The organism is Haemophilus sp. THUN1691 (genome assembly GCF_059704425.1).
In genome coordinates, this window is sequence record NZ_AP046578.1 from 554,447 (window position 1) to 572,693 (window position 18,247).

Genomic DNA, 18,247 nt, shown 5'->3' on the forward strand with positions numbered 1-18,247 from the left:
TTATTTCTAAGAATCCATCGACATACAGAGTAAGGTTAATGGGTGAATACAGGTCACGTTAGATGACATATCAATTTGCCATTTACAGGTTTGACATTCAGATATGACGTAATCAAATCCACCTTCGTTAATGTTATCGAATAGGTTTTTACCAATAGATTGTGAAACCTCATAGTTTTCTGATTTAAAGCCATAAGTCCCAGCAATGCCACAGCATTGGCTAGGTAACATGATGATTTCTAAACCAGGAATTTTTTTCAACACTTCCAAAGTATAAGGTGCCCAACCTGCTTTATCTACGTGACAAGCGGTGTGATAAGCCACTCGAAGTTTAAGTGGTTTCAACGGTAATGTTTTACCTTCTTTGAAAAGTTGGTATAAGAATGGCGTCACCATATGAATATGCGGACGCACTTTAGCATTGTCGATGCCTAAAATATGATGATATTCGTCACGTAGATTAAGTGAACAACTTGACGCTTCACTGATCACGTCTAGTCCATTTTCATCTACCATTTTTCCAATGTAATCGGTATTGAACTGTGCGATATTACGTGCACGTTCAGGGAAACCATTCACCATTAATGGTAAACCACAGCATTTTTCTTTTTCTAGTAACATCACCCCAATGTTCATCGCATTGAACACTTTAAGGAATTCTTTACCAAGCTGCGGATTATTATAGTTCACATAACAACCATGATAATACGCGACTTTACGCTCAAATTTTTGTTGGTCTTGTAACGCATTTTTCATATACCAGCTACGGAACGTACCAAACGCATATTTAGGTAAAGTACGTTCTTTACTGATTTTAAGCGTTTTTTCCAACATAAATTTGGTCGCTTTTAGGCTTGTGATGGTGTTTACTATCGGTGCCAATGGTGTATTGATTTTCCCCATTACATCAGTGTTACTTAAAATCGCATCACGCAATTTATTCATTAACGGTTTTTTAGACTGCGCTAAATGGTTATTACGCGCACGCACAATTAAATCACCAATTTTCACATCAGATGGGCAAGCCACTTCACAACGTTTACAGTTGGTACAATATTTAAGTGCTTCATCGTAAAGTTCAGCTGATTTTAAGCGTAAACGCTCACCATCTGGACCAGATTGTTTTGGGCCAGGGTAAAGCGGATTATTGCGTGAAACCGGACAAACAGCGGTACAAGCCGTACATTTAATACAGCTTTCAAAACTTTCGTCGATATATTTATGGCTTTCAGGTGAATTAAGGGATTGTTTTGCACTATCAATGAGTCGTTGAATATTATTATCCATATTATTCCCCCTTATTTCGCCAAGATTTCATCAGCAACCGCCAAGGCAGTTACAACTGCGACACCCGAACCACAACCAAGCTCAAGCGCATTAAACCCACCAATTACATTACCGACGGCATATAAATTCGTTAAATATTGACCGCTCTTTTGCACTTGGCATTGAGCATTAATTGCTACACCAGCAGATTGGTAAGGTTGTGGATGAGCAAAACGATGAGCAGTCCAAGTGAAACGATCTTTATCGTTAAACCCTTCAACACCGATAATATCGGATTCAAAAACTGGCTCATAAATTTTATCGAATTCGGAAATGAGTCCTTTACTGAAGAAACTTCCTGAAGCTAGTACGAAATTATCTGCAGTAATTTCTTCATCTTCGAGCAAGCGAGTGTTGATACAACGGACTTGATTTCCTTCAAATGTTGCGTTCAATGCACTATCACCATTAATCATTAAACCACCAAGGGATTCAAATTTACGGCGTAATTGAATACGTTGACGCATACCGAGTAATGATGGTGGCAACGTTGGCAATTCAAATAATGCGAGCTTAGTTGCATCACGAAGTGCGGTCATAAATTCTTGGTTTTCTAAACCAAAACAAGCCGGTAAAAATACCGCTTCTGCACCTTGCGCTGATTCAATAATTTCTTTAACGAGATCATTGAACGCAAGTTTGTGCTCTAGAAGTTGAGAGATATTTACACTACGGAACTCACGAGCATTTTTGCGAAGCTCGTCTAATTGTGGAATATTTAAGAAACCACTGGTCACCTCACAATGTTCAAATTGTGTGTTTAACACTAAATTTGCCGCTAAAAGTTGCGGTTGAAAATCGTGATAACCTTCGATACCAAGCACTGCAATACGTTTATGTGGAAAATGTTCATTACCTTGCACAGTTGGCACACTGTTTGGTGAAAGCCATGCACCACGTAAACTGCCTAAACCTGTTACACGCCAGTGATTTTTTTCCGTAGAACCAATTAAATCAAGATTTAATTCATTGGCTAAACGTTCAAAATCTTGTGCTTTAGCAAGCACTTTCTCTGCGCCCAATAAACTATAAGGGTGAGCAGGTAATTCATTACGAAGTGCGGTGATATTTTCTTTTAAATTTTCTACCGCGCGACCTTCTCCATTTGAAGTTGATGGCATACGGCTTAATAAATCTAAAGAGCCAGATGCAAAATCAATGGCTGCTTGACCGTTGTTGATAATCACGCAACGTTTGCCGCGTTGTTGAAGGGCGATGCCACAGGTTAAACCCGCCAAACCACCGCCAATAATAGCTACATCAAAATTCATTGCTATCCGTCCCTTGTTGTGCTTGTTCATCAAGCGGTTTCACATCATTCAAACCTAATACACTACCATACATCCAAGATGTAAATTCGGCTTCGCGAATAGCTTCACCCCAAGCAATCGGCTCAATACCACGCCAGCGTTCTTCCATAAAAGCAGAAAGTTGAGTGGTTGATTGAGTTGGTGTTGCCACTTCAAAACGGTTCATTAAGCCTGCTGCACGACATGCACAAAGCTCAGCTTGACAAGTCCCCATGCCAACACGTGTACGGCGGCGTAAATCCACAATGTTATTTACACCGAGTTCATCAATTGCATAGCGAACTTCGCCCGCCGTCACTGCTTCACATTCACAAACCATTGAACGATCTAAACGTTCTTTTTCAAGCAAACGAGTAGCGCGTGAACCATGACGATACACAGCAGAATAACGAATAGTACTTGGTAATGAAATGACTTTTTGGTTGGTCTCTTGACGGCTTTCAGTAGAGCCAGGTAGAGGTTGCTCCGCTGTTACACAACGAGCCGTTTTATTGAGTTTTTTACAAACAAGGTCAGTCGCCCATTCAGCCATTAAACGATAAGTCATTAACTTACCACCAGTGATTGTAATAAAGCCATCTAAGCCATCACGTTCTGCATGGTCAAGTAACACAATACCACGGCTCACATTACGACCTGATGGATCATCATCACTTGCAACTAATGGACGTACCCCAGCATAAGCACGTAATACGCGAGTATGACGCAAGCTCGGTGCAAGTTTTTCACCTTCACGGAAAAGAATATCTACTTCTTCTGGCGTCACTTGCATGTTATCGATTTGATCATAAGGAACACGACTTGACGTTGTACCAATAACACAAATTGTATCGCCTGGAACTAGAATATCCGCATCAGCTGGTTTACGGCAGCGGTTAATTACAAGTTTATTAATGCGATGACCCATTACAAGCAATGCACCTTTCGCAGGGAACATTTTGATTTTGAGATCGGCATATTCCGCAATTCCTTGTCCCCAAATACCACCAGCATTCACAACAAGCGGTGCAAAAAATTGGCGTTCTCTACGATTTTTGTGATCGTACACATTCACACCAATCACTTTTTCACCTTCACGAATCAAATTTTTTACTTCGCAATAAGTGAACATTTTTGCGCCGTTTTCTGTCGCATCCATCATATTAGAGGCGGTTAAACGGAATGGGTCAATAGAACCATCTGGCACAACGACAGCGCCCACTAAATCTGGGTTTACAGAAGGCTCCATAATTTTAGCTAAGTCAGGATCAATAGCTTGCGCATCAATTCCAGATTTTGCACAGCTCTCAAGGAAGGTTTTTTGATAGTCGAGAGAATCTTCAGGCAACGTGATAAATAAGCCTTCCGTTTCATCTACGCAATGACGCGCAATTTTGCGCAAAATACGGTTTTCTTTAATACATTCTTCAGCAGATTCTTGGTCGTTCACGGCATAACGCGCACCACTGTGTAATAATCCGTGGTTGCGTCCTGTCGCACCCGTCGCGATATCGCGGCGTTCCAATAAAATACAATCAATGCCACGAAGTGCACAGTCACGTGCAATACCTGCACCCGTTGCGCCACCACCGATAATAATGACATCGGTACTGAGTGGCGAAAAATCTCCAACATCTTTGTACATGCTAGGCGATAATCCCATGTTTACCCCCAATTCCCAAAATTTAACAAAAAAGTAATATAAAAATCACAGGCATTGTAGAGAAGTGCGGCCAAATTAACAACATTTTGAGCGCAAAAGAAAACAATTTTGTGATACCGATCACAATAATTTTCGCATTCGCTCAAATGGTGTAAAAATTTTGTGAAACACTTCACATTTTTTACTTTTTTTACTTCCTTATTTTTTATTTTCTTTTATTATGCGCCTATCCCTTACTGTCTAATAAAGGGTGAATAAAACTTACACATAATTAAAAGTTGGAGAAAAAAATTATGTTTGGACCATTCAAACCCGCTCCGCATATTGCGGAACTTCCAGCGGAAAAAATTGATTCCACGTATAAACGCTTACGTTGGCAAGTATTCGCAGGGATCTTCTTTGGTTATGCCGCATACTATTTCGTGCGTGCAAACTTTGACTTAGCACAACCTGGTTTAATTCAAGCTGGTCTTTATACAAAAGCTGAGCTTGGTGTAATCGGTTCTGCAGCTGGCCTTGCTTACGGTTTATCAAAATTCGTAATGGCTGGTATGTCTGACCGTTCTAACCCTCGTGTATTCCTACCATTTGGTTTATTACTATCTGGTTTATGTATGACCTTAATGGGTCTATTTCCATGGGCAACCTCAGGCATCGCTATCATGTGGGCGATGATCTTCTTAAATGGTTGGTTCCAAGGTATGGGTTGGCCTCCATGTGGTCGTACAATGGTACACTGGTGGTCTAAATCAGAACGCGGTACTATCGTATCTATCTGGAATACCGCGCACAACATCGGTGGTATGATGCCAGGTGCAATGGTGCTATTAGCAAGTGCTGTCTTCTTCAGCACTCACGGTGTTGAAGCACAAGCAAAAGACATTTGGCAACAATCTCTCTACTATCCAGGTATTGCTGCAATGATCTGTGCAATTCCTGTTTACTTCGTCATGCGTGATACTCCACAATCTTGTGGTTTACCGTCAATCGAAAAATGGCGTAATGACTACCCAGATGACTATAACGAAAAAACTTACGAAAACGATTTAAGCACAAAAGAAATCTTCGTAACTTATGTATTGAAAAACAAATTGTTATGGTACATTGCGATTGCTAACGTATTCGTATATTTAATCCGCTACGGCGTATTAAAATGGTCTCCGGTTTACTTGAGTGAAGTAAAACACTTCAACATCAAAGGTACCGCATGGGCATACACAATCTATGAATTAGCAGCGGTTCCAGGTACATTATTATGTGGTTGGGTATCAGATAAAGTATTCAAAGGTAAACGTGGTTTAACAGGTTTCATCTTCATGATCTTAACCACTGCAGCGGTTGTTGCATACTGGATGAACCCAGCTACACCAGAAGCTGAATTAGCAAACTATAGCGCATGGTATCAAAACCCATACCAATTAACTGACTTCATTTTAATGACTTTAATCGGTTTCTTAATCTACGGTCCTGTAATGTTAATCGGTTTACATGCTCTTGAGTTAGCACCGAAAAAAGCAGCAGGTACTGCAGCAGGTTTCACTGGTTTATTCGGTTACTTAGGCGGTACTGTTTCTGCATCAGCAGTTATCGGTTGGGCTGCTCAACATTACGGATGGGACGGTGGTTTCTACGTCATGATCGGTGGTGGTGTCTTAGCGGTGTTATTACTCTTCATCGTAATGGTTGAAGAAGGTAAACACAAAGCGAAATTAGGCGATACTTACGGTACTAAATAATTAGCTTAAAAAAGGCGGCGGGCAAATGCTTAGTCGCCTTTTTTGTAACTAAAATCTAAAAACTCTATAAAATTTACCGCACTCTTAAGGAGAAAATACTTATGAAATTTAAAACTTTAGCCCTTTCTTTATTAGCAGCTGGCGTACTTGCTGGTTGCAGCAGCCATTCATCAAGCATGGCAAACACCCAAATGAAATCAGACAAAATCATTATTGCTCACCGTGGTGCTAGCGGTTATTTACCAGAGCATACTTTAGAATCTAAAGCGCTTGCGTTTGCACAACATGCTGATTATTTAGAGCAAGATTTAGCAATGACTAAAGATGGTCGTTTAGTGGTTATTCACGATCACTTTTTAGATGGATTGACTGATGTAGCAAAAAAATTCCCACATCGTCACCGTAAAGATGGTCGTTACTATGTCATCGACTTTACCTTAAAAGAAATTCAAAGTTTAGAAATGACAGAAAACTTTGAAACCAAAGATGGCAAACAAGCACAAGTTTATCCTGGTCGTTTCCCACTTTGGAAATCACACTTCAGAATTCACACCTTTGAAGATGAAATTGAATTTATCCAAGGCTTAGAAAAATCGACTGGTAAAAAAGTAGGGATTTATCCAGAAATCAAAGCACCTTGGTTCCACCATCAAAATGGCAAAGATATTGCAGCTGAAACGCTCAAAGTGTTGAAAAAATATGGCTATGATAAGAAAACCGATATGGTTTACTTACAAACTTTCGACTTTAATGAGTTAAAACGTATCAAAACAGAATTACTTCCAAAAATGGGCATGGATTTGAAATTAGTTCAATTAGTGGCTTATACAGATTGGAAAGAAACGCAAGAAAAAGATGCAAAAGGTAAATGGGTAAACTACGATTACGATTGGATGTTTAAACCAGGTGCAATGGCAGAAGTAGTGAAATACGCTGATGGTGTTGGCCCTGGTTGGTATATGTTAGTAGATAAAGAACAATCTAAACCAGGCAACATTGTATACACACCATTAGTAAAAGAGCTTGCTCAATACAAAGTTGAACTTCATCCATATACAGTGCGTAAAGACGCATTGCCAGAGTTCTTCACAGATGTAAATCAAATGTACGATGCATTATTGAATAAATCAGGTGCAACAGGCGTATTTACTGATTTCCCAGATACTGGCGTGGAATTCTTAAAAGGGAAAAAATAATATCCCTCACAACCGTGGGTAAACATACCCACGGTTAACTAGGTTTCTATATCGAAGAAGCCAAAAGTCTACTCTAACTGAGTGACATCATAATCAATCTAGGTGTTCTAACCTAGAATTCAAATAAGGAGGCTATTTCAAAATACTCCGTATTCTTTTCTAATAAATTCTTCTTCCCTTTTATTTAGGGAAAACACCCTTCATTTCAACCGCACTTCTAAGGAGTGATCTATGGATAAATCATTAAAAGCGAACTGTATTGGCGAGTTTTTAGGTACAGCCTTATTGATTTTCTTTGGTGTGGACTGCGTTGCAGCACTAAAAGTAGCAGGCGCTAGTTTTGGCTTGTGGGAAATCAGCATTATGTGGGGGATGGGCGTTGCACTTGCAGTATATGCAACAGCTGGTTTATCTGGCGCACATTTAAACCCAGCAGTAACCATTGCCCTTTGGAAATTTGCTTGCTTTGATTGCAAAAAAGTAATTCCTTACATCATTTCACAAATGCTCGGCGCATTCTTTGCTGCAGCATTAGTTTATGCCTTATACCACAATGTTTTTATCGATTATGAAACTTCTCATAACATTGTTCGTGGTACACAAGAAAGTTTAAGCCTTGCGGGTACATTCTCCACTTATCCTCATCCAAGTTTAAGCATTGGTGGAGCCTTTGCTGTGGAATTTGTGATTACTGCAATTCTTATGGCATTAATTATGGCATTAACTGACGATGGAAATGGTGTACCTCGTGGTCCACTTGCTCCATTACTAATTGGTGTATTAATTGCAGTTCTTGGTGGTGCTATGGGCCCTTTAACAGGTTTTGCCATGAATCCAGCACGTGACTTCGGACCAAAATTCTTTGCTTACCTAGCAGGCTGGGGCGAACTCGCTTTAACTGGCGGACGCGAAATCCCTTATTTTATCGTTCCAATGATTGCACCTGTTTTAGGCGCATTAGCTGGTGCATGGTTATACAAAAAAGCAATTGGCGGCAATTTACCTTGTAATTGCGGCTGCGAATAATTATTTGAAGGAGTAATACTATGACAGACAAAAAATACATCATTGCATTAGACCAAGGCACAACAAGCTCTCGCGCAGTATTATTAGATCATAATGCGAATGTGGTTGAAATTGCACAACGTGAATTTACTCAAATTTACCCTCAAGCAGGCTGGGTAGAACATAACCCAATGGAAATTTGGGCAACTCAAAGCTCAACTTTAAACGAAGTCGTTGCAAAAGCAGGCATTACATCTGATGAAATCGCCGCTATCGGTATCACCAACCAACGTGAAACCACCATTGTATGGGAAAAAGCAACGGGTATACCTGTTTACAACGCTATCGTTTGGCAATGTCGCCGTACAGCAGACATTACCGATAAATTAAAAGCCGATGGTCATGAAGAATATATTCGTAATACCACTGGCTTAGTGGTTGATCCTTACTTCTCTGGTACAAAAGTGAAATGGATTTTGGATAACGTTGAAGGAGCTCGAGAAAAAGCGGAACGAGGAGAATTATTATTTGGTACCGTTGATACTTGGCTTGTATGGAAACTGACTCAAGGCCGAGTGCACGTAACCGATTACACCAATGCATCTCGTACCATGTTATTCAACATTCATACCAAACAATGGGACGACAAGATGCTTGAAATCTTGAATATTCCTCGTTCAATGTTACCTGAAGTCCGTAATTCTTCTGAAATTTACGGCCAAACCAATATCGGTGGTAAAGGCGGTGTTCGTATTCCTGTTGCAGGGATTGCTGGTGACCAACAAGCTGCTCTTTACGGACATCTTTGCGTACATTCAGGCCAAGCCAAAAACACTTATGGCACAGGCTGCTTTATGTTACTCCACACAGGTAACAAAGCCATTACATCCCAAAATGGACTACTCACAACTATTGCTTGTAATGCAAAAGGCGAACCAGAATATGCCTTAGAAGGTTCTGTATTTATTGCAGGTGCATCAATCCAATGGCTCCGAGATGAACTCAAAATTGTTCACGATAGTTTTGACTCTGAATACTTCGCCCAAAAAGTGACTGATAGTAATGGCGTATATGTTGTTCCAGCTTTCACTGGGTTAGGTGCACCATATTGGGATCCGTATGCGCGCGGTGCAATTTTTGGTCTTTCTCGCGGAGCAAACCGTAATCATATTGTTCGTGCAACCTTAGAATCTATTGCTTACCAAACCCGCGATGTCTTAGAGGCTATGCAATCAGATTCAGGTGAACGCTTACAATATCTCCGTGTAGATGGCGGCGCAACCAACAATAACTTCTTAATGCAATTCCAAGCTGACATTTTAGATGTAAATGTTGAGCGACCAGTTGTAAAAGAAGTGACTGCTCTAGGTGCTGCTTATCTTGCTGGTTTAGCAACAGGCTTCTGGAAAGATTTAGACGAGCTTCGCGATAAAGCCCGAGTAGAACGCACCTTCAGTCCCGACAGCGACAATGAAAAACGCGAACGTCGCTACAAAGGCTGGAAAAAAGCAGTTAAACGCTCATTAGAATGGGCAAAAGAAGATGAAGAATAATTTATAATTCTCATACAAAGAGCGGTCAAAATTTCTTTTATTTTGACCGCTCTTTTATTCTGTATCTGTATAAAAATTATTTTCTAGATAGAGGTGGAACAAAGGTTAAACCTAAATCCCAAGGTTGCTCAATCCAAGTATTTTGTGGAATATCAATTACGTAATCATCCACTAATTCTGCACCTGCAGGTTTTGCAAATACAGTCACAAATTTTGCATTAGGGTACATTTGACGAATCGCACGCGCTGTATTACCCGTATCAACTAAATCATCTACCACGATAAATCCTTCACCACCATCTGGTACTTGAGCGGAATGAAGAACTTGTAATTCACCTTGATTGTTATGATCGTGATAACTTGCGATACAAACAGTCTCAATATGGCGAATACCTAACTCGCGAGCCAAAACAGCTGCTGGAAATAAACCACCGCGACTCACCGCAATAATACCTTTCCATTGAGAAGCCGGAAGTAAACGTTCAGATAATTTGCGGGCATGCATTTGGAACATATCCCAAGTCACCACATATTTTTCGCTCATAATTGCACCTTAGAAATTTATCGATAAATAAAAATTGCGTAAGGATAACCCGAAATGGCGTTTTATGCTATTATTTCATGAAATTTTTCAGTAAAAAGGAGTGACTATGTCTGAAATTACAACACTTAAACCAGCATTACTCTGGAAATGGTTCGATCAAATCTGTGCAATCCCTCACCCTTCTCATCATGAAGATGCGTTAGCTAACTTTATTGTAAATTGGGCGAAAGAAAAGCATTTTTTTGTTGAACGCGATGAAGTTGGGAATGTCCTCATTCGTAAACCCGCTACGAAAGGAATGGAAAATCACACGCCTGTTGTTCTACAAGCGCACTTAGATATGGTGCCACAGGCTAATGAAGGCAACCCACATGATTTTACCAAAGATCCTATTCAACCTTATATTGACGGGGAATGGGTGAAAGCACGAGGCACAACACTAGGAGCTGACAATGGTATCGGTTTAGCCTCTACGTTAGCGGTGTTAGAAAGCAATGATTTAGCGTATCCACCTCTTGAAGTGCTTTTAACAATGACAGAAGAAACAGGGATGGATGGCGCAAAAGGCTTACGTCATAACTGGTTACAATCTGAAATTTTAATCAATACAGATACCGAAGAAATTGGCGAAATTTACATTGGTTGCGCGGGTGGCATTAACGCAAACTTTGAAATTCCAGTTCAATATGAAACCAATACGTTTGAACACAGCGCACAAATTATCCTTAAAGGTTTACGTGGCGGCCACTCTGGCGGCGATATCCATACAGGGCGTGCAAATGCAATCAAAGTGTTAGCACGAGTATTAGCAAAACTCTCTCAAAATGAACCGCACTTTGCTCTCTCTGAAATTCGTGGTGGCTCAATTCGTAATGCAATTCCTCGAGAAGCTGTAGCCGTATTAGCCTTTAATGGCGATGTAAAAGCCATAGAAAGTGCGGTAGAAAATCTGTCGATTGTTCTTAAAGAAGAATTAGCAATTGCAGAACCTAATTTCACACTTTTTGTAGAATCAGCAGAAAAAGCCCCTGCCGTATTCACCGCACAAAGTACTCAAACAGTAATTAACGCACTCAACGTATTGCCAAACGGCGTAATCCGCAATAGTGATGTAGTTAAAAATGTTGTAGAAAGCTCATTAAGCGTTGGCGTATTGAAAACAGAAGGAAATGTTGTAAAAAGCACCATTTTAGTTCGTTCATTAATTGAAAGCGGTAAATATTACGTGACTGAAATGCTTAGCTCACTTGCAATCTTAGCGGATGCAAAAGTCGAGTTTTCTGCGCCTTATCCGGGCTGGCAACCGGTAAATGACTCAACTATCTTAGACGTTACTCGCAAACATTATGCTGAAGTGCTAGGCTCGCAACCTGTAGTGAAAGTCATTCACGCAGGATTAGAATGTGGGCTTTTAAAAGAACATTATCCACACATTGAAATGATTTCTATCGGGCCAACAATTCGAAATGCTCACTCACCAGATGAGAAAGTGGAAATTGCAACAGTGCAAACCTATTGGGATTTATTGACAAGAGTACTCGCAGACATTCCAGCAAAATAATTAGGTATTAATCCTAAAGGGCGGTCAAAATAAAAAACGGTTTTGGCCGCTTTTATTTTTATAAAAAATAGAAATGATAAAAATGAAATATATAGATGGCGGAGGGGAATGGGAGTCGAACCCACCCAAGAACGCTGGCGTCCTCAACAGGATTTGAAATCCTGCCACCTCACCGGAGATGACGCCCCTCCGTGGTTGAAATTGCAGTTACTTTAGCGTAAATTAATCGGCAATTCAACGTTATTTTAAACGGATTCAAAAATGACCGCACTTTTTCAACAACTTCCTTCCGTTGACAAAATTCTCAAAACACCTCAAGGCTTACAACTTATTACCGAATTTGGTCACACTGCTGTCGTGGCAACGTGTCGAGAATTATTAACGCAAGCTCGTCAATTTATTCAAAAAAATAATCAACTTCCTGAATATTTTTCTAATTTTGACCGCACTTTTGTAGAAATTCATTCTCGCCTACAAAAACAAAACCAAGTACAAATCAAAGCGGTGCATAATCTGACTGGTACGGTGTTACACACAAATCTTGGGCGGGCACTTTGGTCTGAAGCAGCACAACAGGCAGCGCTTTCTGCGATGCAAAAAAATGTTTCGCTTGAATATGATTTAGATGAAGGCAAGCGTAGTCATCGCGATAATTACATCAGCGAATTATTATGCAAACTCACAGGTGCTGAAGCAGCCTGTATAGTGAATAACAACGCCGCTGCGGTATTGTTAATTCTGGCGACTTTTGCTCAAGGTAAAGAAGTAATTATTTCTCGTGGCGAATTAATTGAAATCGGCGGTGCATTTCGTATTCCAGATATAATGGAACAAGCTGGATGCCATTTAGTGGAAGTGGGCACCACTAATCGTACTCACCTGAAAGATTATCGTAATGCTATCACTGAAAATACGGCTTTTTTAATGAAAGTGCATAGCAGCAATTATCAAATTTGTGGTTTTACCTCTTCAGTTTCAGAAGAAGAACTCGCAGAACTGGGGAGAGAAATGAATGTACCCGTAGTAACTGATTTAGGCAGCGGCGCATTAGTTGATTTAAGCCAATATGGCTTGCCAAAAGAACCTACCGTGCAAGAAAAAGTCGCACAAGGTGTGGATTTGGTCTCTTTCTCTGGCGATAAATTACTTGGCGGTGTGCAAGCAGGTATTATCGTGGGTAAAAAAGAATGGATCGAACAATTACAAGCACACCCACTCAAGCGTGCATTACGTTGCGATAAAGTCATTTTAGCCGGCTTAGAAGCCACATTACGTTTATATTTAAATCCTGAAAAATTAACTGAAAAGTTACCAATCTTGCGATTACTCACGCAACCATTAGAACAACTCAAAATAAATGCTACGCGTCTCAAAGAGCGGTTAGAATCTCGCTTAAATTCACAATTTGAGATTCAAATTGAAGATAGCCAAGCACAAATCGGTAGCGGCTCACAACCAATGGAAAAAATCCCTTCCGTGGCTGTTACGATTGCAGAAAAAACAAACGCAAAACTTTCCGCACTTTTAGCTCGTTTTAAACAACTTTCTCAACCTATTATTGGGCGAATGGAAAACGGAAAAATGTGGCTAGATTTACGTAGCCTTGTGGATATTGAAACATTATTAAATACATTGGACGAACTATGATTATTGTTACTTCAGGTCACGTTGATCACGGCAAAACAGCATTATTAAAAGCATTAACTGGCACAAGTACCGCGCATTTACCAGAAGAAAAAAAACGCGGAATGACCATTGATTTGGGGTATGCCTATCTACCTTTAGAAAACAAAGTGCTTGGTTTTATTGATGTACCTGGGCACGAGAAATTCTTGTCAAATATGCTGGCAGGCTTAGGTGGAGTGAATTATGCAATGTTAATTGTGGCTTCGGATGAAGGTATTGCAGCGCAAACGAAAGAACATTTAGCAATCTTACGCCAACTTCAATTCCATGAAATTATTGTTGTCATCACAAAAGCAGATCGTACAAATCCAGAGCAAATTGAATCGTTAATCCAAACAATTAAACAAGATTACAGTTTTTTACGCGATGCCAACTATTTCATTACCTCAGCAGAAACGGGGCAAGGAATTAATGAATTACGTCATTACTTAGCTAATCTACCTGAATTATCTGATACCCAGAAACCTTTCCGCTATGCAATAGACCGAGTATTCAGCGTAAAAGGGGCGGGTACCGTCGTGACAGGAACAGCCTTTTCAGGAACAGTGAAAGTTAACGATGAACTTTACCTTTCCTCTGGACAGAAAGTTCGTGTAAAAGCGATTCACGCACAAAATACATCAAGCGAACAAGGTATTGCGGGTCAACGTTTAGCGTTAAATTTAAATGCTGATTTAGACCGCACGCCAATGAAACGAGGCGATTGGTTATTGCAGGATGAACCTCTCTCACCAACAGATCGCATCAGTGTACAAATTTTGGCTGAAATACCATTAAATGAAAGCCAACCTGTGCATATTTATCACGGAGCGAGTCGCACTACGGGTAAGCTCACCTTATTACAGGGAAAAAATGCCGCTAAAAATGACCGCACTTTGGCTGAAATCATATTAGATTCACCATTATTCTTGGCCTTTGGAGACAAACTTATTTTACGCAGTGGCGATACAAAAACCTTAATTGCCGGCGCACGAGTATTGGAAATAAACTCGCCAAAACGTCATAAACGTACTGAAGTGCAGTTAAATTTCCTAGCGAATTTAGCATTGGCAGAGAATGCTTCGCAACGCATTGCACTTACCCTTCTACATAATGCGACAACCGCACGCCAATTAATGTGGACGGAACAACTGACTTCCTTCCAATTAGATAAAGCACTCGCTGAGCGGGACGCCGTACGTTATCAAGATTGGTGTTTTAATACTAATTACGTACAAGAAAAAACGCAGCAAATTTTAACCGTGCTTAATACCTATCACGAGCAACATAATGATCAACTTGGTGTAAGCAAAGCCAGATTATATCGAATGGCAACATTGAATCAGCCAGAAAATCTAATTCATCATTTTATCGATGAAATGCTTGATGATGGTCGATTACAACAAACGCGTGGCTGGATTCATCTACCAGCGCATAAAATTCAGCTTAATACTGAAGAAAAATCACGTTGGACAGATGTATTAAACGAGTTTGAAAAAGCAAACGGTCAAGCTATTTGGGTGCGCGATATGGCAAATGCACTCGCTATTGATGAATCAATTATACGTAATTTTATGTATAAAGCGGGAAAACTGGGTTACCTCACGCCAATCGTAAAAGATAGATTTTTCTTAACTGAAACCATCTATGCTTATGCAAGACTCATCAAACAAATAGCGGAAGAACAAGGTAAAGTATCAGTAAATGAAGTTCGTGATAAATTGAATTTTGGGCGTAAACTTACCGTTCAACTTATGGAATATTTCGACCGAATGGGATTTTTGCGTCGCAAAGGCAATGACCATATTCTACGCGATAAGAATGTTTTTGATTTATGATGTCTAAAGAGCGTTATTACATAGCTTGATAGCAGGATTTAATGCTATATTTATTACAACTAGAAGAATTATCTAATGGAATTTAAGCGAAATAACTCTGTAAAATTTCTTTAAGGAAAGAAAAAGTGCGGTAAAATATTTACCGCACTTTTGTAAGATGTTACCCCACCATTTTCTTTAACTGATACAAATATGCCAAGGCTTGTTTAGGGCTTAAATCATCGGGATCCAGTTTTTCAATAGCTTCTCTTAGTGCATCCGTTTCTTGTTCAAACAATAATTCACCTTGAGTGTGATTGGCTTCACGCAATGCCTGAATTTGCTGATCGGCTGAATGGCCTGATGTTTTTTCTAATTGTGTCAATTTCTGTTTTGCCAGTTTAATAACAGATTGTGGCACGCCTGCCAAAGCCGCTACTGCCAAACCATAACTTTTACTTGCTGCGCCATCTTGTACGGCATGCATAAAGGCGATGGTGTTGTTATGCTCAAGGGCATCTAAATGAATATTGGCGATGCCTTCTAGCTGTTCAGGCAACGCGGTTAATTCAAAATAATGGGTGGCAAATAATGTAAGTGAGCGGATTTTTTTGGCTAACCATTCTGCACAAGCCCAAGCTAAGGATAAGCCATCATAAGTGGATGTGCCGCGACCGATTTCATCAATAAGCACGAGACTTTGCGCAGTGGCTTGATGAAGAATATTTGCCATTTCAGTCATTTCCACCATAAAGGTTGAACGCCCTGAAGCTAAATCATCAGACGCACCAATTCGAGTGAAAATACGATCAATCGGTCCTATTCGCGCGCTGTCTGCCGGCACAAAGCTGCCGATATACGCCAGCAATGTAATTAATGCGGTTTGGCGCATATAAGTACTTTTACCGCCCATATTTGGCCCGGTGATAACTAATAAATGACGATTATGATTGAGTTCCACTGGGTTGGCGATAAAAGGATCTTTCAACACTTGTTCCACGACAGGATGACGACCATTTTCAATTTTCACACTTACTTCATCACAGAATGTTGGCATCACGTAATTGAGGGTATCAGCGCGCTCGGCGAGATTGACCAATACATCTAATTCAGAAAGTGCGAGGCTCGCCAGTTGTAATGAACCTAAGTGCGGTAATAATAAATCAAACAATTCATCGTAAAGTTGCTTTTCTAATGCTAACGCTGCGCCTTTTGATTTCAGCACTTTGTCTTCATATTCTTTGAGTTCAGGAATGATGTAACGCTCTGCGTTTTTCAGGGTTTGACGACGAACATAATGAATGGGTGCTTTATGCGCTTGGCCTTGGCTAATTTGAATGTAATAACCATGCACTGCATTAAAACCTATTTTTAAAGTATCAATACCTGTGCTTTCACGTTCACGTTTTTCTAAGTTTTCCAAATATTGAGTTGCACCATCAGACAGCATACGCCATTCGTCCAACTCGGCATAGTAACCTTCAGCAATCACGCCACCATCCCGAATTAAAAGCGGGGGCGTTTCAATCAATGCACGTTGCAATAAATCACATTGCTCGCTGAAATCGGCAATTTGGCTGAAAAGTGCGGTTAAAAATGGCGGTGTTTTTTGTTGAACAATCGTGCGTAATTCTGGAATTTGTTCTAACGCCGTGCGCAAACGAGTGAGATCGCGTGGACGAGCTGAACGTAGCGCAACACGCGCTAAAATACGCTCCATATCACCGACTAATTGCAAATAAGGCTGAAGTTCATCAACCAAATCAAAATTCAGAATTTCCGCAATCGCTTGTTGGCGTTGTTTTAATTTTTCCACATCACGAATAGGCTGATGAATCCAACGTTTCAATAAGCGACTGCCCATTGGCGTGACGCATTTATCCAATACAGACGCTAGCGTATTTTCTGTGCCACCCGCAAGGTTTTGCGTCAATTCAAGATTTCTGCGCGTGGCGGCATCTAACTGAATGCAGTCTTGATTTTGAATCAAACTAATGCTTTGAATATGTGGCAATGCGGTACGTTGGGTTTCTTTTGCATATTGCAATAAACAACCTGCCGCACTTAAGCCTAGAGGGGATTTTTCCACACTAAAGGCGCGTAAATCTTTTGTGCCAAATTGTCGATTTAGTAAAGTAATGGCAGTGCTAAGTTCAAACTCCCAAATCGGGCGACGACGTAATCCCTTGCAATGTTCTATGGCTGCCATTTCGTTAAATTCTTCACAATACAGCAATTCTACGGGGGCAATACGTTGCAATTCAGCACGCAATGTTTCTTTATCCGTAGGTTCGCAAAGCTGAAAACGGCCAGAGGTCATATCTAAAGTGGCTAATCCAAATTTTTCTTTTTCTTGATATACCGCCGCAATCAGATTGTCTTGGCGTTCAGGCAAAAGTGCCTCATCACTCACCGTACCAGGTGTAACAATTCGCACAATTTGACGCTCCACTGGCCCTTTGCTTGTGGCAGGATCACCAATTTGTTCGCAAATAGCCACAGGCTCGCCCAACTGAACCAATTTTGCTAAATAACCTTCCACCGCATGATAAGGCACGCCCGCCATTGGAATTGGTTGCCCAGCAGATTGACCTCGTTTCGTCAAAGAAATATCCAACAATGCCGCTGCTTTTTTCGCGTCGTCATAAAACAACTCGTAAAAATCCCCCATGCGATAAAACAACAAAATATCTGGATTCTCTGCTTTGAGTTTTAGATATTGTTGCATCATTGGCGTATGTTGTTGGAAACTTTCTTCGAAAATCATCTAATTACCTGCTTTGAAACTGAATAAAGATAGGTTTTGTGGCGGCTATTTTAGGTGCCGAAAGGGGAAAAAGCTAGATAAAAAAGAGCGGTGAAAATTTGTTGAGATTTTTCACCGCTCTTTTT

12 protein-coding genes and 1 tRNA gene are annotated in these 18,247 nt (G+C 40.4%); 7 read left to right on the top strand and 6 right to left on the bottom strand.

Going from position 1 to position 18,247, the window contains the following annotated elements; all coding sequences use genetic code 11:
• Window positions 1-6: 6 nt before the first annotated feature.
• The 3 genes from glpC to glpA are packed head-to-tail and all read right to left on the bottom strand — an operon-like array spanning window position 7 to window position 4,278.
• Window positions 7-1,287, bottom strand: a complete 1,281-nt coding sequence (glpC, locus tag AC6H0J_RS02715) for an anaerobic glycerol-3-phosphate dehydrogenase subunit GlpC (RefSeq protein WP_005629397.1) — start codon at window positions 1,285-1,287, stop codon at window positions 7-9.
• A gap of 11 nt (window positions 1,288-1,298) precedes the next feature.
• Window positions 1,299-2,597, bottom strand: coding sequence for a glycerol-3-phosphate dehydrogenase subunit GlpB (gene glpB, locus AC6H0J_RS02720; protein WP_005626937.1), 1,299 nt, complete (start codon window positions 2,595-2,597; stop codon window positions 1,299-1,301).
• On the bottom strand, window positions 2,587-4,278 hold the full coding sequence (glpA, locus tag AC6H0J_RS02725; RefSeq protein ID WP_497512789.1) for an anaerobic glycerol-3-phosphate dehydrogenase subunit A: 1,692 nt from the start codon (window positions 4,276-4,278) through the stop codon (window positions 2,587-2,589). The genes glpB and glpA overlap by 11 nt, the downstream gene beginning before the upstream one ends.
• A gap of 293 nt (window positions 4,279-4,571) precedes the next feature.
• Here glpA and glpT point away from each other — a divergent pair, with 293 nt between their 5' ends.
• The 4 genes from glpT (at window position 4,572) to glpK (ending at window position 9,768) form a co-directional block, all read left to right on the top strand.
• Window positions 4,572-6,014, top strand: a complete 1,443-nt coding sequence (gene glpT / locus AC6H0J_RS02730; RefSeq protein WP_005626932.1) for a glycerol-3-phosphate transporter — start codon at window positions 4,572-4,574, stop codon at window positions 6,012-6,014.
• Between the two features lie 101 nt (window positions 6,015-6,115).
• Complete coding sequence (gene glpQ / locus AC6H0J_RS02735) at window positions 6,116-7,210, top strand: glycerophosphodiester phosphodiesterase (RefSeq protein WP_497512791.1); 1,095 nt, start codon at window positions 6,116-6,118, stop codon at window positions 7,208-7,210.
• 231 nt (window positions 7,211-7,441) lie between these two features.
• The gene (locus AC6H0J_RS02740) at window positions 7,442-8,236 is read left to right on the top strand and encodes an MIP/aquaporin family protein (protein ID WP_497512792.1); all 795 of its coding nucleotides are present in this window, start codon (window positions 7,442-7,444) and stop codon (window positions 8,234-8,236) included.
• 20 nt (window positions 8,237-8,256) lie between these two features.
• Window positions 8,257-9,768, top strand: a complete 1,512-nt coding sequence (gene glpK, locus AC6H0J_RS02745; protein WP_005626924.1) for a glycerol kinase GlpK — start codon at window positions 8,257-8,259, stop codon at window positions 9,766-9,768.
• 76 nt (window positions 9,769-9,844) lie between these two features.
• Here glpK and gpt read toward each other — a convergent pair whose 3' ends face one another.
• Complete coding sequence (gene gpt / locus AC6H0J_RS02750) at window positions 9,845-10,312, bottom strand: xanthine phosphoribosyltransferase (RefSeq protein WP_005626922.1); 468 nt, start codon at window positions 10,310-10,312, stop codon at window positions 9,845-9,847.
• Window positions 10,313-10,418: 106 nt separating this feature from the next.
• Between gpt and AC6H0J_RS02755 the strand changes: the two genes are divergently transcribed.
• Window positions 10,419-11,873, top strand: a complete 1,455-nt coding sequence (locus AC6H0J_RS02755) for an aminoacyl-histidine dipeptidase (protein WP_497512793.1) — start codon at window positions 10,419-10,421, stop codon at window positions 11,871-11,873.
• 96 nt (window positions 11,874-11,969) lie between these two features.
• On the opposite strand, the gene AC6H0J_RS02760 is transcribed toward AC6H0J_RS02755, so the two are convergent.
• Window positions 11,970-12,064 (bottom strand) — tRNA-Sec (locus AC6H0J_RS02760).
• Between the two features lie 70 nt (window positions 12,065-12,134).
• On the opposite strand from AC6H0J_RS02760, the gene selA reads away from it, so the two are divergent.
• On the top strand, window positions 12,135-13,520 hold the full coding sequence (selA, locus tag AC6H0J_RS02765; RefSeq protein WP_046953413.1) for an L-seryl-tRNA(Sec) selenium transferase: 1,386 nt from the start codon (window positions 12,135-12,137) through the stop codon (window positions 13,518-13,520).
• The gene (selB, locus tag AC6H0J_RS02770; protein ID WP_118817377.1) at window positions 13,517-15,376 is read left to right on the top strand and encodes a selenocysteine-specific translation elongation factor; all 1,860 of its coding nucleotides are present in this window, start codon (window positions 13,517-13,519) and stop codon (window positions 15,374-15,376) included. Before selA ends, selB begins: the two co-directional genes overlap by 4 nt.
• A 160-nt stretch (window positions 15,377-15,536) precedes the next feature.
• Here the strand turns inward: selB and mutS are convergent, their stop codons facing one another.
• A complete protein-coding gene (gene mutS, locus AC6H0J_RS02775; protein ID WP_118817376.1) occupies window positions 15,537-18,122 on the bottom strand; it encodes a DNA mismatch repair protein MutS in 2,586 nt (861 codons plus the stop codon).
• Window positions 18,123-18,247: the final 125 nt, after the last annotated feature.

Excerpts from the sequence above, each read along its gene's own strand:
- glpC (WP_005629397.1), bottom strand. The coding sequence starts at position 1,287 with ATGGATAATAATATTCAACGACTCATTGATAGTGCAAAACAATCCCTT.
- glpT (WP_005626932.1), top strand. The coding sequence starts at position 4,572 with ATGTTTGGACCATTCAAACCCGCTCCGCATATTGCGGAACTTCCAGCG.
- glpK (WP_005626924.1), top strand. The coding sequence starts at position 8,257 with ATGACAGACAAAAAATACATCATTGCATTAGACCAAGGCACAACAAGC.
- selA (WP_046953413.1), top strand. The coding sequence starts at position 12,135 with ATGACCGCACTTTTTCAACAACTTCCTTCCGTTGACAAAATTCTCAAA.
- glpA (WP_497512789.1), bottom strand. The coding sequence starts at position 4,278 with ATGGGATTATCGCCTAGCATGTACAAAGATGTTGGAGATTTTTCGCCA.
- gpt (WP_005626922.1), bottom strand. The coding sequence starts at position 10,312 with ATGAGCGAAAAATATGTGGTGACTTGGGATATGTTCCAAATGCATGCC.
- AC6H0J_RS02740 (WP_497512792.1), top strand. The coding sequence starts at position 7,442 with ATGGATAAATCATTAAAAGCGAACTGTATTGGCGAGTTTTTAGGTACA.
- AC6H0J_RS02755 (WP_497512793.1), top strand. The coding sequence starts at position 10,419 with ATGTCTGAAATTACAACACTTAAACCAGCATTACTCTGGAAATGGTTC.
- mutS (WP_118817376.1), bottom strand. The coding sequence starts at position 18,122 with ATGATTTTCGAAGAAAGTTTCCAACAACATACGCCAATGATGCAACAA.
- glpB (WP_005626937.1), bottom strand. The coding sequence starts at position 2,597 with ATGAATTTTGATGTAGCTATTATTGGCGGTGGTTTGGCGGGTTTAACC.
- glpQ (WP_497512791.1), top strand. The coding sequence starts at position 6,116 with ATGAAATTTAAAACTTTAGCCCTTTCTTTATTAGCAGCTGGCGTACTT.
- selB (WP_118817377.1), top strand. The coding sequence starts at position 13,517 with ATGATTATTGTTACTTCAGGTCACGTTGATCACGGCAAAACAGCATTA.